Source organism: Pseudoruegeria sp. SK021 (assembly GCF_002119405.1).
Classification (GTDB): Bacteria; Pseudomonadota; Alphaproteobacteria; order Rhodobacterales; family Rhodobacteraceae; genus Meridianimarinicoccus.
The window spans coordinates 25,108-38,497 of the sequence record NZ_MTBG01000003.1 but is presented as its reverse complement, the minus strand read 5'-3'; the positions used below and the strand labels follow the sequence as shown (position 1 = coordinate 38,497).

The 13,390-nt window shown below is 62.9% G+C and carries 15 protein-coding genes; 10 read left to right on the top strand and 5 right to left on the bottom strand.

Features of this window, described 5'->3' with window-relative positions:
• Positions 1–49: 49 nt before the first annotated feature.
• On the bottom strand, positions 50–1,219 hold the full coding sequence (locus BV911_RS03785) for a penicillin-binding protein activator (protein WP_086052262.1): 1,170 nt from the start codon (positions 1,217–1,219) through the stop codon (positions 50–52).
• Positions 1,220–1,328: 109 nt separating this feature from the next.
• Between BV911_RS03785 and rsmI the strand changes: the two genes are divergently transcribed.
• The 3 genes from rsmI to gshB all read left to right on the top strand — a co-directional run bounded on the left by rsmI (position 1,329) and on the right by gshB (position 3,601).
• On the top strand, positions 1,329–2,210 hold the full coding sequence (gene rsmI / locus BV911_RS03780; RefSeq protein ID WP_086052261.1) for a 16S rRNA (cytidine(1402)-2'-O)-methyltransferase: 882 nt from the start codon (positions 1,329–1,331) through the stop codon (positions 2,208–2,210).
• Positions 2,207–2,557: a YraN family protein gene (locus BV911_RS03775; protein ID WP_168183969.1), complete on the top strand. Its 351-nt coding sequence runs from the start codon at positions 2,207–2,209 to the stop codon at positions 2,555–2,557. Before rsmI ends, BV911_RS03775 begins: the two co-directional genes overlap by 4 nt.
• A 96-nt stretch (positions 2,558–2,653) precedes the next feature.
• Positions 2,654–3,601, top strand: coding sequence for a glutathione synthase (gene gshB, locus BV911_RS03770; RefSeq protein ID WP_086052260.1), 948 nt, complete (start codon positions 2,654–2,656; stop codon positions 3,599–3,601).
• Positions 3,602–3,605: 4 nt separating this feature from the next.
• Here the strand turns inward: gshB and BV911_RS03765 are convergent, their stop codons facing one another.
• From BV911_RS03765 to cobU, 4 genes are read right to left on the bottom strand one after another with little or no spacing between them, the layout of a single operon-like run.
• Positions 3,606–5,117, bottom strand: a complete 1,512-nt coding sequence (locus BV911_RS03765; RefSeq protein ID WP_086052259.1) for a YifB family Mg chelatase-like AAA ATPase — start codon at positions 5,115–5,117, stop codon at positions 3,606–3,608.
• A 55-nt stretch (positions 5,118–5,172) separates the two neighbouring features.
• A complete protein-coding gene (locus BV911_RS03760; RefSeq protein ID WP_086052258.1) occupies positions 5,173–5,868 on the bottom strand; it encodes a glutathione S-transferase in 696 nt (231 codons plus the stop codon).
• A 58-nt stretch (positions 5,869–5,926) separates the two neighbouring features.
• Complete coding sequence (locus tag BV911_RS03755; protein ID WP_086052257.1) at positions 5,927–6,508, bottom strand: histidine phosphatase family protein; 582 nt, start codon at positions 6,506–6,508, stop codon at positions 5,927–5,929.
• Positions 6,505–7,059: a bifunctional adenosylcobinamide kinase/adenosylcobinamide-phosphate guanylyltransferase gene (cobU, locus tag BV911_RS03750; protein ID WP_086052256.1), complete on the bottom strand. Its 555-nt coding sequence runs from the start codon at positions 7,057–7,059 to the stop codon at positions 6,505–6,507. Before cobU ends, BV911_RS03755 begins: the two co-directional genes overlap by 4 nt.
• Before the next feature lie 91 nt (positions 7,060–7,150).
• On the opposite strand from cobU, the gene BV911_RS03745 reads away from it, so the two are divergent.
• The 7 genes from BV911_RS03745 (at position 7,151) to BV911_RS03715 (ending at position 13,364) form a co-directional block, all read left to right on the top strand.
• On the top strand, positions 7,151–8,029 hold the full coding sequence (locus tag BV911_RS03745) for an RNA polymerase factor sigma-32 (protein ID WP_086052255.1): 879 nt from the start codon (positions 7,151–7,153) through the stop codon (positions 8,027–8,029).
• Between the two features lie 28 nt (positions 8,030–8,057).
• A complete protein-coding gene (locus tag BV911_RS03740) occupies positions 8,058–8,867 on the top strand; it encodes a ChaN family lipoprotein (RefSeq protein ID WP_240512135.1) in 810 nt (269 codons plus the stop codon).
• Between the two features lie 49 nt (positions 8,868–8,916).
• Positions 8,917–10,113: a bifunctional phosphopantothenoylcysteine decarboxylase/phosphopantothenate--cysteine ligase CoaBC gene (gene coaBC, locus BV911_RS03735; RefSeq protein ID WP_086052254.1), complete on the top strand. Its 1,197-nt coding sequence runs from the start codon at positions 8,917–8,919 to the stop codon at positions 10,111–10,113.
• Positions 10,110–10,583, top strand: coding sequence for a dUTP diphosphatase (gene dut / locus BV911_RS03730; protein ID WP_086052253.1), 474 nt, complete (start codon positions 10,110–10,112; stop codon positions 10,581–10,583). The genes coaBC and dut overlap by 4 nt, the downstream gene beginning before the upstream one ends.
• The gene (locus tag BV911_RS03725) at positions 10,580–11,686 is read left to right on the top strand and encodes a molybdopterin-synthase adenylyltransferase MoeB (protein WP_086052252.1); all 1,107 of its coding nucleotides are present in this window, start codon (positions 10,580–10,582) and stop codon (positions 11,684–11,686) included. The genes dut and BV911_RS03725 overlap by 4 nt, the downstream gene beginning before the upstream one ends.
• Before the next feature lie 64 nt (positions 11,687–11,750).
• Entirely contained in the window at positions 11,751–12,557 is an 807-nt protein-coding gene (locus BV911_RS03720; RefSeq protein WP_371587818.1) for a transporter substrate-binding domain-containing protein, read from the top strand.
• 6 nt (positions 12,558–12,563) lie between these two features.
• Positions 12,564–13,364, top strand: a complete 801-nt coding sequence (locus tag BV911_RS03715) for an amino acid ABC transporter permease (RefSeq protein WP_086052251.1) — start codon at positions 12,564–12,566, stop codon at positions 13,362–13,364.
• Positions 13,365–13,390: the final 26 nt, after the last annotated feature.

The window sequence follows — 13,390 nt, the reverse complement described above, 5'->3', positions numbered from 1 at the left end:
AACGGGGCCCGGATCCCCCGGTGCGACCGTTCGCTTCGCCCTGCGGCGATCAGAAACCGGCACTGCCAAAGCGCGTTGGCGCCGCTTCGAGGATTCGGACGGACTGGTTCTGAAGGGTGGCGACCGCGAGGGCGCGTTGGTTGGTGCCATCGGACAGGAACCGGAACGCCCCAGAGGACCCGGCGAAGCCGCTGCTCTGGGTCAGGCTGGCATGCGAGACGCCTTTTCCGGCCTTGGCCAAGGCCCCGATTGCGGCGATCCCGTCATAGCCCAACCCAGCGATGGCAGTGTTGAACGGCTGGGTTCCGTAAGTCGCGGAATAGCGGCTGACGAACTGGTTGACGGCGGTGGTGTCCGGCAGTGCAAACCAACCGCCCTGTAGACCCGGCAAGGCCATGGCAGAGGTTGGAATGTCCCAACGGGTCAGACCCATATAGCGGTATTCGGCTGGGGACAGATTGTTGTCGCCCAAAGCTTCCACGACAAAGGGCAGGGCCGTAGCGGTGTCCGAGGTCAGGAAGATCGCCTGCGCACCATTGGCTTCGGCGCTGGCTGCGATCCGGGGCATGGCGGCGGTCACGCCCTGCTGGGACAATTCAAAATCCTGCGTCCCGGCCAGACGAACACCATAGGCTTGAATGGCCCGAACGATGGCATCGCGTCCTACGATTTCGGCTTCGCTGCGCCCGTTCACGACCAGAATACTTTGAACGCCCTGATCCTTGGCATAGCCGACCATACGCCGCGCCGTGTTGTCAAATGTCGCGCCCATCACAAAGACATTGCCGCCAGCAATGGCCGGATTGTTGGAAAATGCCAGCACGTTGACGCCGCGGCTGGCCACGGCATTGCCGACAGCATTCGCTTCGGCGGCATAAAGCGGGCCGAGGATGACATCGGCGCCGTCATTGACCGCTTGTGTGGCGACCTGCGCCGCTGTCGCCGGAGAGCCCGCCGTATCATAGACTTTGATCTCGACCGTGGCACCTTGCAATTCCGAGGCGGCGAGGCGGGCCGCGTTCACGATGCTTTGCGCGGTGCGCCCAACATTGGCGTCAGGATCGCTGGACGGCACCAGAAGGGCCACCTGGACCGTACCGGACGTGCCGCGGGTCGTGCCCGTGCTGACGGGATCACAGGCCGCCAAGGCAAGAAGGCCTAGTCCGGCTACAAGCGATTTTAATGCTCCACGCCGTCCGAACGCTGCGGGGTTTGCCATGGTCGTCATCCTCCGGTATCGGTTGCCGCCGGACCCCCGGTGATGGGGTTGCCGCGCGGTTCAGGCTGCTTTAGGCAATATCTACGCGTGTCTTGTGCCGGGGCCAACCGTGAATCATCAGAAAGTTGCACTTGCGGCGGGTCTCTACCTCGTTGCCACACCCATCGGAACCGCGCGGGACATCACCCTGCGCGCGCTGGATATTCTGGCCTCTGCCGATTTGTTGGTGGCCGAAGATACCCGCAGCCTGAAACATCTTATGGCCATTCATGGGGTGCCGTTGGGTGAGCGGCAAGTCTGGAGTTATCACGACCATAGCGGCGAGGCCTCCCGGGCGGGAATCCTTGCGGAAATCGCTGCCGGGCGCAGCGTTGCCTATGCGTCGGAGGCGGGGACGCCAATGGTGTCCGACCCCGGTTTCGATCTGGCGCGGGCGGTGACGGCGGCCGAGGGCTTGGTGACGACGGCGCCGGGGCCGTCGGCGGCGATTGCGGCGTTGACGCTGGCGGGGCAACCCACCGACCGGTTTCTGTTTCTAGGCTTTCTTTCACCCAAATCCCAAGCCCGGCGCAGCGCCGTGCAAGAGGTGGGCCGGGTGCCTGCGACGTTGGTGCTGTATGAATCGCCAAAGCGGATTCAGGCTCTGTTAGGAGATCTGTGCGCAGAGTTGGGCGAGGCGCGGCCCGCGGCGCTGTGTCGGGAGTTGACGAAACGCTTCGAGGAAGTAGTGCGCGGCAGTTTAGGCGATTTACGCGATCAACTGGCCGAGCGAACCTTGAAGGGCGAATGTGTACTGGTGATTGGACCGCCGCTTCCGGTGGAAGTGACGGAAGAGGACATGATGATGGCGTTGCAACAAGAACTGGCGACCGGGACGGTTCGGGATGCGGCGGCTGCGGTTGCGGCCCAGTTCGACGTTCCCCGCAAGCAGGCCTATCAACTGGCGTTGAAGATGCAGGCCGCGTTGAAAGACGGTGAAGGCGCAGCGTGAGCGGGCTGATGTCCTATTGTGCCGGACAAAGCGCGGAGGCCCAGGTTGCCGCCGACTTTGCCGCGCGTGGCTACGAGTTGCGGGCGGAACGTTGGCGGGGCGCCGCGGGCGAGATCGACCTGATCCTGCAACAGGCCGATGAGCTGGTGTTTGTCGAAGTCAAGAAAAGCCGGAGTTTCGCTGCGGCGGCAGCGCGGATCAGCCCGGCACAGCAGCAACGGATCATGGCTGCGGCGCAGGAATATCTGGCTTGCATGCCCTCTGGTCTGGACACGCCATGTCGCGTCGATGTGGCGCTGGTCGATAGCATGGGACGGATCGAAATCCGTGAGAATGCTTTTTTGTGACCCGGTCCTCCGCTGTGCATTGGTCTGAGGGCCATTGAACCCCCACGCGCATTCCGGCATTGACGCAGGAGATGACGATAAAAGGGGCAGGATGCCATGCGCGTTGCATTCCAGATGGATCCGATTACGGCGGTTAATATCGATGCGGACAGCACGTTTCGGCTGGCCGAAGAGGCGCAGGCGCGCGGTCATACGCTGTTCTACTATAGTCCAGATCAACTGGCCTATGCCGACCGCCGGATGCAAGTCACCGGTCAGGCCTTCACGGTGCAGCGGGTCCATGGCGATCATGTCACCCTGCAAGCGCCGGAAACCGTCGATCTGGACAGCTTTGATGTGGTCTGGCTGCGTCAGGATCCGCCGTTTGATATGGGCTATATCACCAACACACATCTGCTGGACCGGGCCGGTCCGCGAACCTTGGTGGTGAATGACCCGTTCTGGGTGCGGAACTATCCAGAAAAGCTGCTGGTGCTGAACTTTCCCGATTTGATCCCGCCCACCACGATCTCGCGGGATCTGGCGGCGCTGCGCCGTTTTAAGGACACCCATGGCGATATCATCGTCAAGCCGTTGTACGGCAATGGTGGGGCGGGTGTGTTTCGGCTTGGGCCGGACGATCGCAACCTGAACTCTCTGTTTGAAACGTTTGCGTCAATCAACCGTGAGCCGCTGATCGCGCAGAAATACCTGCCCGACGTGACCAAGGGTGACAAGCGGATCATTCTGGTCAATGGCGAACCGGTCGGCGCGATCAATCGGGTGCCCGCCAGCGGCGAGACCCGGTCGAATATGCATGTTGGCGGGCGGGCCGAAAAAGTTGGGCTGACGGCGCGCGATCTTGAAATTTGTGCCGCCATTGGCCCGACGTTGCGCGATCGCGGCCAGATATTTGTCGGCATCGACGTGATCGGTGATTACCTGACGGAAATCAACGTGACCTCACCAACCGGCTTGCAGGAATTGGAGCGGTTCGACGGAACCAACGTCACTGCTGGCATCTGGAAGGTGATTGAGGACAAGCACGCGGCGCTGGCCATTTAAGGCGCTATTGCGCTGTGCCGGGCAGGCGGTAACCCAACGCCTCGGCGACGTGATCGCGGCTGATCGCGTCGTCCCCGGCCAGATCGGCCAATGTACGCGCCACCCGCAGCACCCGGTGATAGCCCCGCGCTGTCAGGCCGAACCTGTCTGCGGCGCGGCTGAGCAGCGCGCGACCGTCAGGGCTGGGGCAGGCCACCCGTTCGAGTAATTCGCCCTCGGCATCAGCATTAACCCGGACCCCGTCGATGCCTTTGAACCGGTCGGATTGCCGGGCGCGGGCTTTGGCCACGCGCCCGGCTACGATGGCGGAACTGTCGCCCGAGGCCGGCAAATCAAGATCCTGAAACGCCACCGGTGGCACGTCGATGCGCAGGTCGAACCGATCCATCAGCGGCCCTGAGATGCGGCCAAGGTAATCCGCCCCGCAGCCGGGAACCCGGGCGCAGGCCCGGGTCGGATCGGCCATATAGCCGCATTTGCAAGGGTTTGCGGCAGCGATCAGCAAAAAGCGGCTGGGATAACGGACATGGGCGTTGGCCCGGCTGACGACGATATCGCCGGTCTCAATCGGCTGGCGCAGGGTTTCCAGAACCTGCCGGGGAAATTCGGGCAACTCATCCAGAAACAGCACCCCGTTATGGGCCAAACTGATCTCGCCGGGTTTGGCGCCTTTGCCGCCGCCGGTGATCGCGGCCACCGAGGCAGTGTGATGCGGACGCCGAAAAGGCCGGGTCCGCGATATGCCGCCCGCATCCAGAAGCCCGTAAAGCGAATGCACCATAGAGGTTTCCAACGCCTCGGCGGCACTGAGCGGCGGCAGTAGGCCGGGCAGGCGGGCCGCTAGCATGGATTTACCCGACCCCGGCGGGCCGGTCATCAGCAGGTGGTGCCGTCCGGCAGCGGCGATTTCCAGCGCGCGCTTGGCCCGTTCCTGTCCTTTGACATCGTGCAGATCGCCGAAGCTGCCCTCGGCGGTGATCTCGCCGGGCTTGGCGTCGGGAAGGGGCGATTGACCGGTGAAATGGCGCACCACATCCGCAAGGGTGGCCGCAGCCAAGACGCGGGCGTCGCCCACCCAAGCCGCTTCGGCACCGCAGGCCAGAGGGCAGAGCAGGCTCTTGGCTTCTGCGGCGGCGGTCAGGGCGGCGGGAAGCGCGCCGGACACTTTGTGCAATGCCCCATCCAGCGACATCTCCCCCAGCGACACAACTTCTGAAATGTCGTCGCGCGGCAGAATGTCGAGGGCGGCAAGAAGCGCCAGCGCAATCGGCAAGTCGAAATGCGCGCCTTCTTTGGGCAGATCGGCGGGCGACAGGTTGATGGTGACCCGCTTGGACGGAAGCGCGATCGACATCGCGGTGAGCGAGGCCCGCACCCGGTCACGGGCTTCGGTCACTGCCTTATCCGGCAGGCCGACAATGGAAAATGCCGGCAATCCGGGGGTGACGGCGCATTGCACTTCCACCAACCGCGCCTCAATTCCTTCAAACGCCACCGTGTAGGTTCGCGTCACCATCCCCGCTGCTCCCGTCAGGTCGGGTCAGGATTGGACAGCGATGGTTTCAGAAAGGTTAACCGGGCCAGTCGGTGGTGGCGTAGTCGCGGCGATAAAAGGGCTGATCCGGTCCTTCGGTCAGTCCCTGTTCCCGCCAGCGTTGAAACGCCGGATCGGCCAGATGGGCTTGGACGTAGCGGGCCGCGTCCGGTGAGACCGACAGGCCATAACCCGCGATCCGGGCGGCCACGGGTGCGAAAAACGCATCAGCGATGCAATAGTCGCCGCAGAGCCAAGGCCCGGGCGATGCGGTCGCTGTGCGGGCAGCGGCCCAGATCCGCTCTAGGCGGCGCAGATCGGTGCCGACCTTGTCCGAGACCGGCGCTGCGGCATAGGCCACGCGCAAATTCATTGGGCATTCGCCGCGCAAATCAAAGAAACCCGCGTGCATTTCGGATGCCAATGCCCGCGCCGTCGCCCGTGCCCCCGGCGCGTCGGGCCACAGACCGCGATCGGGAAAGCGGCTGGCCAATTCTTCGGCAATCGCCAGACTTTCTGAGATCACACCACCCTCGGGCATGCGCAGGGCTGGCACGGTGCGGGCCGGTTGAAACTGCGCCAACATGGCCGGGAACGCGTCGGTGTAAAGCCGGGCGAACTGGCAGGGGACGGGCAGATCGAACCGATCCACCAAAAGGCCGATCCGCATCGACCAGCTGGAGTAGGAACGGTCGCCAAGGGCGAGGTCATAGGATTGGATTGGCTGGCTCATTTCATACCATTAGCATGGGGCATGGGACCTGCAAAACGACAGGTTTTGATCCGAGACATCACGGGCTGTGATTGATCAGCGGAACCGTCCACGCCGTTGACCATTCGGTCCGCGTCACTGAAAGCGGTGCGATCTGGTGGCCGATGGCGGTGGTGGCCGGCACGGACAGCGCCTGCGCGATGCGGGTCAGGATCACGCCCATATGGGCGACGATGATCACATCAGGGCCGGGCAGGGCAAGCAACCCCGCAACGGCGCGATCCACCCGATTTGACAGGTCATCCCAGCTTTCCCCACCCGGTGCGCGCAATGCGCCGGGGCTGTCAAAGAAGGCAAAGCAACGATCCGGGTCGGCGGCATTGATGTCGGCGAAGCTTTTGTCTTCCCAGTCACCGAAATGCATCTCGCGCAGATCCGGTAGGTCCGGCAGGCGCTGGCGTCCATCGCCAAGCGCGTCGGCGGTGCGTTGCGCCCGGATCAGGTCGGAGGACACGACCGGCGCAGTGGCGGGCAAGCTTTGGTGCAGACGGTCGAGCCGGGCGTGGTCGGACAGATCAGCCGACCGGTCAGTCCAGCCAGTCATGGTTTTGGCGTGGGTGGGGCCGTGACGCACCCACCAAAAGGTCTTGAGCGGGCTCATTGGTGGTCTCCTGTCTGTTCAGGTAAGCGGCCCTTCAGGGCGAGGGGCAATCCGGCGATGACGGCGACGACAAGGTCGGCCTGTGCCGCGATAACCCGGTTCAACTGGCCTTGGGCGTCGCGGAACCGCCGCGACAGGGCGGTGTCCGGCACGATGCCCTGACCGACCTCATTGCTGACCAGAACGATCGGCCCGGTAAGGTCGGCGAGGGTCGCGCATAGGTCTGTGCGGCAGAGATCGAGATCCGCCTCGGCCAGCAGATGGTTGGTCAGCCACAGGGTTAGGCAATCAACCAGAACCGCGTGGCCTGTTGGCGTGCGGCGCAGGGCAGTGCTCAGATCAAGCGGGGCTTCGACCGTGTCCCAATCCGGGCCGCGCTGCGCCCTGTGGTGGACGATCTTGGCCCGCATTTCTGCGTCCCAAGCCTCGGCAGTGGCGATGTACCGGCGCGGCCTGCCGGTGCCTTGGATCAGCTGTTCGGCGAACAGAGATTTTCCCGAAGCGGCCCCCCCAAGCACCAATGTTGTGCGCGGCAGGTCAAAAAATTTCATTTTTTTTAATCCGCCCCCGAGGCTGCTGCGTATCCCTTGCATGACAACCCAAGCGGCGGGTTTCAACAGCTAACAGACGGAGCGCATTCAGATGGCTTTCGACGGATATGGCGACCAGACCTATTCACGGCGGGCGATGCGGGCTGAGATGCTCGACGCGGACACGGAACTGCGCTTGGCCTATGCGTGGCGCGACCAGCGCGACGAGGCCGCGCTGCACCGGCTGATTACGGCGTATATGCGCCTTGCCATTTCGATGGCCGCCAAGTTCCGGCGCTATGGCGCGCCGATGAATGACCTGATCCAAGAGGCCAGTCTGGGCCTGATGAAAGCGGCGGATAAGTTTGACCCGGATCGCGGTGTGCGCTTTTCAACCTATGCGGTCTGGTGGATCAAAGCCTCGATCCAAGAATACGTGATGCGCAACTGGTCGATGGTCAGAACCGGGTCCACGTCCTCGCAGAAGTCGCTGTTTTTTAACTTGAAGCGGGTTCAATCCAAGCTAGAGCGGGACGCGTTGGCGCGCGGCGATGCCTTGCAGGGCTATCAGTTGCGCCAGATGATCGCCGCAGAGGTTGGCGTGCCGCTGCAAGATGTGGAAATGATGGAAGGGCGGCTGTCGGGGTCGGATTATTCGCTGGATGCCACTCAATCAGCCGAAGACGAGGGCCGCAGCTGGATCGACTCACTGGAAGACCCGTCCAGTCAGGCGGATGAAATCGTCAGCGATGCCCATGATACGGCGCAGTTGCGGCAATGGCTGGCAGCGGCGATGCATTGCCTCACCGAACGGGAACGGTTTATCATCAGCGAGCGTAAGCTGCGCGAGGCGCCGCGAACCTTGGAGAGCCTTGGTGCGGAAATGGGCCTGTCAAAAGAACGCATCCGGCAATTGGAAGTTGTGGCCTTTGGGAAACTGCGGAAAAGTCTTGACGAACAGAGCAGCGAAGTGCGCGGATATATGTCCTGAATTGCGCCTCTTGGCGGGGGCGGCTCTGGTGGCGCTGACCGCATTGGGCCTGTCAGGCCCGCCGGTTTCAGCCGAGCAAATCACAGCTCCCCATCTAAGCCGCCTTCCGCAGGCCGACATCGTCTTACTTGGCGAGATACACGACAACGCGGGGCATCACGCCAATCAGGCGCTGTCGCTGGCGGCATTGCGCCCCTCTGCCGTGGTGTTCGAGATGTTAACCTCGGCGCAGGCCGAAATCGTCAACCGGTTGGGGGCGGGGGCTGAGGGGCTGCCCGATGCGTTGGGCTGGGCGAACTCGGGTTGGCCAGACTGGCCCTTATATGCGCCGGTCTTTGGGGCGCTGGGCGATGCGGACGTCTATGGTATGGCACTGCCGCGTGCGACGGTGCGTGCGGCCATCACCGAGGGGGCGGCGGCGGTGTTTCCCGGCGATGCGGGCCGGTTCGGCTTGGACCAGTCTCTGGACGCTAGCGAGGCCGCCCAGCGACAAGCCGATCAACAGGCCGCCCATTGTAATGCACTGCCTGACGAGATGCTGCCGGGCATGGTCGAAGCCCAACGGCTGCGTGATGCGGCTTTTGCGCAAATAACGCTTGTGGCTCTGCAAGAGACGGGCGGCCCGGTGGCGGTGATCACCGGCAACGGCCATGCCCGCACGGATCATGGCATGGCGCGGGCATTGCGGCAGGCCGAGCCGGGGTTGCGGGTTCTGTCGGTTGGGCACCTGGAATCCCTGCCAGAGGGCGATCCACCCTATGATTTGTGGCTGGTCACGCCGCCAGCCCCGCGCGACGATCCCTGTGCCGTGTTTGACCGGCCCGCGAAGGACGGTTGAGTTCCCGCTCGCCAATCACTAGACCGATCTGGAACCGGAGGCGGAATTGATGCTGGCAGGCAAACGTATTCTTCTGATTATCGGGGGCGGGATCGCGGCCTATAAGGCGCTGGAGTTGATCCGCCGCTATCAGGATGCCGGGGCCACAGTCACGCCGGTCCTGACTGGTGCGGCCGAGCAATTCGTGACGCCGCTGTCAGTGGCCGCGCTGGCCGGACAAAAGGCTTATCGGGATCTGTTCGATCTGACCGACGAGGCCGAGATGGGCCATATCCAACTGTCGCGCGCTGCCGATCTGGTGGTTGTTGCACCGGCGACGGCGGATTTGATGGCCAAGATGGCGGCCGGTCTGGCCAATGATCTGGCGTCGACCCTGTTGATGGCAACGGACAAGGCAGTGCTGATCGCGCCAGCCATGAATGTGCGCATGTGGCAGCATCCGGCGACCCAGCGCAATCTGGCGACTCTGCGCAGCGATGGGGTGCAGGTTGTGGGGCCAAATGACGGCGCCATGGCGTGTGGCGAGTTCGGCCCCGGCCGCATGGCCGAGCCTGTCGAGATCGTGACGGCGACGGTTGCCGCATTTGGCCCGAAGCCGTTAACGGGAAAGCGCGTGCTGGTCACATCAGGCCCGACCCATGAACCGATTGATCCGGTGCGGTACATTGCCAACCGGTCGTCGGGGGCGCAGGGCACTGCCATTGCCCGGGCGTTGGTTGATCTGGGCGCGGATGTGACCTTTGTCACCGGACCCGCCAGCGTTGCCCCCCCTGAAGGCGTGCGTCTGGTCCGGGTCGAAACGGCCCGCGCGATGCTCGAGGCGGTGATCGCCGCAGGCACGGTTGATGCGGCGGTGTTTGCGGCGGCGGTGGCCGATTGGCGGGTCGCGACGGAACCAGATCAGAAGATCAAGAAGACGCCGGACGGGGCGCTGCCTGAGCTGCGGTTTGTCGAAAACCCCGACATTCTGGCAACCGTGTCGCAACGGACATCGGGGCGGCCAAAACTGGTGATCGGATTCGCGGCAGAGACGCAGAATGTGCTTGAGAACGCTACGGCAAAACGGCTGCGTAAGGGCTGCGACTGGATTGTGGCCAATGATGTTTCGGCGGCGACGGGGATCATGGGCGGTGTGGACAACGCTGTGACGCTGATTACCGCGGATGGCACCGAGGATTGGCCGCGCATGGCAAAAACGGCGGTGGCGGCGCGTCTTGCCCAACGAATTTCCGAGGCCCTGTCATGACCGGCCCCATCATCAACATCGCCTATACTGTGGATGCCGACCGCACAGTGCCGCTTCCGTCCTATGAGACGGCTGGTGCGGCTGGGGCAGATATACGGGCGAATTTCCCGAAAGATCAGCGGGATGCAGGCCTTTCTTTATTTCCCGGCGCGCGCGTTTTGGTGCCGACTGGTCTGCGTCTGGCTATTCCGGCGGGCTATGAGGTTCAAATCCGGCCCCGATCCGGTCTTGCCCTAAAACACGGCGTGACTCTGGCCAATGCGCCGGGGACGATCGACAGCGACTATCGCGGCGCTTTGGGGGTTATTTTGTTGAACTCCGGGGATGCTGCGGTGCAGATTTCACATGGCGACCGGATCGCGCAGATGGTGGTCGCCCCGGTAGTAATGGCCCGCTTCGTCGTGGTTGAGACGCTGGATGACACCGCACGCGGAACCGGTGGCTTCGGCTCGACCGGCGGTCACGGATGAGTTTGTTTCTGACGCTGGCGGCAGGCATTTGGGGGCTGGGTTGGGCGTTGAAAGTCCCGGCCCGGGCCCGGTGGTGGATGATCTTCGCGCTGTATGTCATTGTTGTTGTGTCGTTGTTTGTTTTTCCTGAAGAGGCTGGATTGCGTGCCTCTTTGGGCGGTACGGCATCCGAATGGCTGGCGTTGGGCGGGCTTGGGCTGCTGGCGGCCGCCTATGGGCGTGGGCTTCGGTATCTGCGAACGCGGGTGCGGCCAGAAAACCGCGCCGATGCGGTGACGCCGGTCGACGGCGCGACGCTGAGCGATAGCGAACTGGACCGCTACGCGCGGCATATCATGCTGCGCGAGGTGGGCGGCACCGGGCAACGGCGATTAAAGCAGGCCCGGGTCTTGGTGATCGGCGCGGGCGGCCTTGGATCGCCGGTTTTGCAGTATCTGGCGGCGGCGGGTGTCGGGACAATCGGGCTGATTGACGACGATTCCGTCGAGGCGACAAACCTGCAACGTCAGGTTATTCATCAAGAAAAAACCGTTGGGATGGCAAAGGTGTTTTCAGCGGAGCAGGCGATGACGGCGATCAATCCGCATCTGGTGGTGCGGCCTTATCATCGACGGTTCACCGCAGAGATCGCGGCATCACTGGTGGCGGAATACGATCTGGTGCTGGATGGCTGCGACAACTTCGAGACCCGGCAATTGGTCAACCAAGCCTGCGTCGCGGCCGGGGTGCCGTTGGTGTCTGGGGCGATTAGCCAATGGGAAGGCCAAGTGAGTGTGTTTGAAGGTCGCGGTGAAACACCTTGTTATCACTGCATTTTTCCTCATGAACCTGCCGCTGGTCTGGCGCCAAGCTGTGCCGAGGCCGGGGTCGTCGGACCTTTGCCGGGGGTGATCGGGTCAATGATGGCGCTGGAGGCGCTGAAGGTGATCACCGGTGCGGGTACCCCGCTGAAGGGCGCGATGATCGTCTATGACGGCCTTTATGGCGAGTCCCGTAAGATCGACGTGGCGCGGCGCGCCGACTGCCCGATTTGCGGCGATCTGGTGGATCGGACCACCGTCGGACTTTCATCGGACTTTCGTCGGACCTCACCCAAGGTCTGAGCCCGGCCTTGCCTTCCGCCACCGCGCCGATACTCTGCCGCCAAGTGATTGAAGGAGAGGCGTTATGCGGAACTGGTATTTGAGTGTGTCTATGGCTTTAGCCGGGGCGCTGACGACGTCTGGTGCCGCGATGGCGCAGGATGCTGAGTTGCCGGATCTGGGCGGGCGCGAGGTGGTGGTGGTGACCGAAAATGCCTATCCGCCGCTGCAATTTATTGACCCGGCCAGCGGCAAACCGGTGGGCTGGGAATATGACGTGATGACCGAAATTGGTCAGCGGCTGAATTTTACCCCGGTCTATGAAACCACCAGTTGGGACGCGATGATCCCCGCAGTGATTGCGGGGCAATATGATATGGCGATGAACGGGATCACCATCCGCGAAGATCGGGACGATGTGGTGGATTTCTCGGACCCCTATATGCGTTCGGAAATGCGCATGTTGGTGCGATCGGATGAAAGCCGGTTCAAAGATGCCGAGGGCTTTGCGGATAACCCGGCGCTGCTGTTGGCGGCGCAACCGGGGACGACGCCGTTTTATGTCGGGGTTTATGATCTGTTGGATGGCGACGAAGCCAATCCCCGGATCATCAAGGTCGAAACCTTTGGCGCTGGGGTGCAGGCCCTGCGCACCGGTGATGTCGATCTGGTTCTCAGCGATGGCACCGCCGCTTACGGTTATGTCGAGGCATCTGGCGGCGCCGTCAAAATCGTCGGCGGGCCCATGGGCACCGAAGATTTCGGCTTTATCTTTCCGGACCGGTCCGACCTGGTGCTGCCGTTCAATGCTGCGATTGCGGCCCTGAAGGCGGATGGCACCTTGGATGCGCTGACCCAGAAATGGTTCGTGGATTACAAGCTTGGCAACTGAGCGGCGATGCCTGTGAAAAAACGGTCCGGGTCCGAGGCCGAATTCCCGTGGTGGCTGGTGGCTGCGGCGGGATTGGGCGCTTATTTTCTATATCGGATCGTAACCGACGATCTTGCGGCGCAGGTATTGGTGACCGTCAGCCGGGGCATTCAGGTGACCTTGATGGTCTCGGTGCTGGGCTTTGCCATGGCGGCTGTGCTGGGCTTTCTGCTGGCGCTGGCGCTGGTGTCGCGCTGGCGGGTGCTGCGGCAGCTGGCGCGGTTCTATGTCGAGATCCTGCGCGGGGTTCCGGTGCTGGTTCTACTGCTTTACGTGGCCTTTGTCGCCGCGCCGGGCCTGGTGGGGGCGATGAATTGGGTGCGGGGTGGTCTGGGCCTGCCTGAGATGGGCGTTCGGGACTTTCCGCTGGTCTGGCGCGCCATTTTTGCCCTGACCTTGGGCTATTCCGCGTTTCTGGCCGAGGTGTTTCGGGCCGGGCTTCAGGCCGTCGATGCAGGGCAGATTGAGGCGGCCAAGGCACTGGGGCTGTCGGGCTGGCAACGGATGCGGCTGGTGATCTTTCCGCAAGCCTTTCGGACCATCCTGCCGCCCTTGGGCAATGATTTCGTTGCCATCGTCAAAGACAGCTCGTTGGTGTCGGTACTGGGCGTTGGGGATGTGACGCAATTGGGCAAGGTCACGGCCGCGGCCAATTTCCGCTATTTTGAAACCTATAATATTGTGGCGCTGATTTACCTGACCCTGACCATCAGCTTGTCCCTGATCCTGCGCCGGCTTGAGCGATCCTTGCGTGATCGGGCGCAGTGAGGCTGGAACTTGACGATGCGCGGCCT

Coding starts and splice junctions, on each gene's coding strand:
- dut (WP_086052253.1), top strand. CDS start 10,110: ATGACCGGCCCCATCATCAACATCGCCTATACTGTGGATGCCGACCGC.
- BV911_RS03725 (WP_086052252.1), top strand. CDS start 10,580: ATGAGTTTGTTTCTGACGCTGGCGGCAGGCATTTGGGGGCTGGGTTGG.
- BV911_RS03715 (WP_086052251.1), top strand. CDS start 12,564: ATGCCTGTGAAAAAACGGTCCGGGTCCGAGGCCGAATTCCCGTGGTGG.
- BV911_RS03785 (WP_086052262.1), bottom strand. CDS start 1,219: ATGGCAAACCCCGCAGCGTTCGGACGGCGTGGAGCATTAAAATCGCTT.
- BV911_RS03720 (WP_371587818.1), top strand. CDS start 11,751: ATGCGGAACTGGTATTTGAGTGTGTCTATGGCTTTAGCCGGGGCGCTG.
- coaBC (WP_086052254.1), top strand. CDS start 8,917: ATGCTGGCAGGCAAACGTATTCTTCTGATTATCGGGGGCGGGATCGCG.
- cobU (WP_086052256.1), bottom strand. CDS start 7,059: ATGAAATTTTTTGACCTGCCGCGCACAACATTGGTGCTTGGGGGGGCC.
- BV911_RS03765 (WP_086052259.1), bottom strand. CDS start 5,117: ATGGTGACGCGAACCTACACGGTGGCGTTTGAAGGAATTGAGGCGCGG.
- BV911_RS03755 (WP_086052257.1), bottom strand. CDS start 6,508: ATGAGCCCGCTCAAGACCTTTTGGTGGGTGCGTCACGGCCCCACCCAC.
- BV911_RS03745 (WP_086052255.1), top strand. CDS start 7,151: ATGGCTTTCGACGGATATGGCGACCAGACCTATTCACGGCGGGCGATG.
- gshB (WP_086052260.1), top strand. CDS start 2,654: ATGCGCGTTGCATTCCAGATGGATCCGATTACGGCGGTTAATATCGAT.
- BV911_RS03760 (WP_086052258.1), bottom strand. CDS start 5,868: ATGAGCCAGCCAATCCAATCCTATGACCTCGCCCTTGGCGACCGTTCC.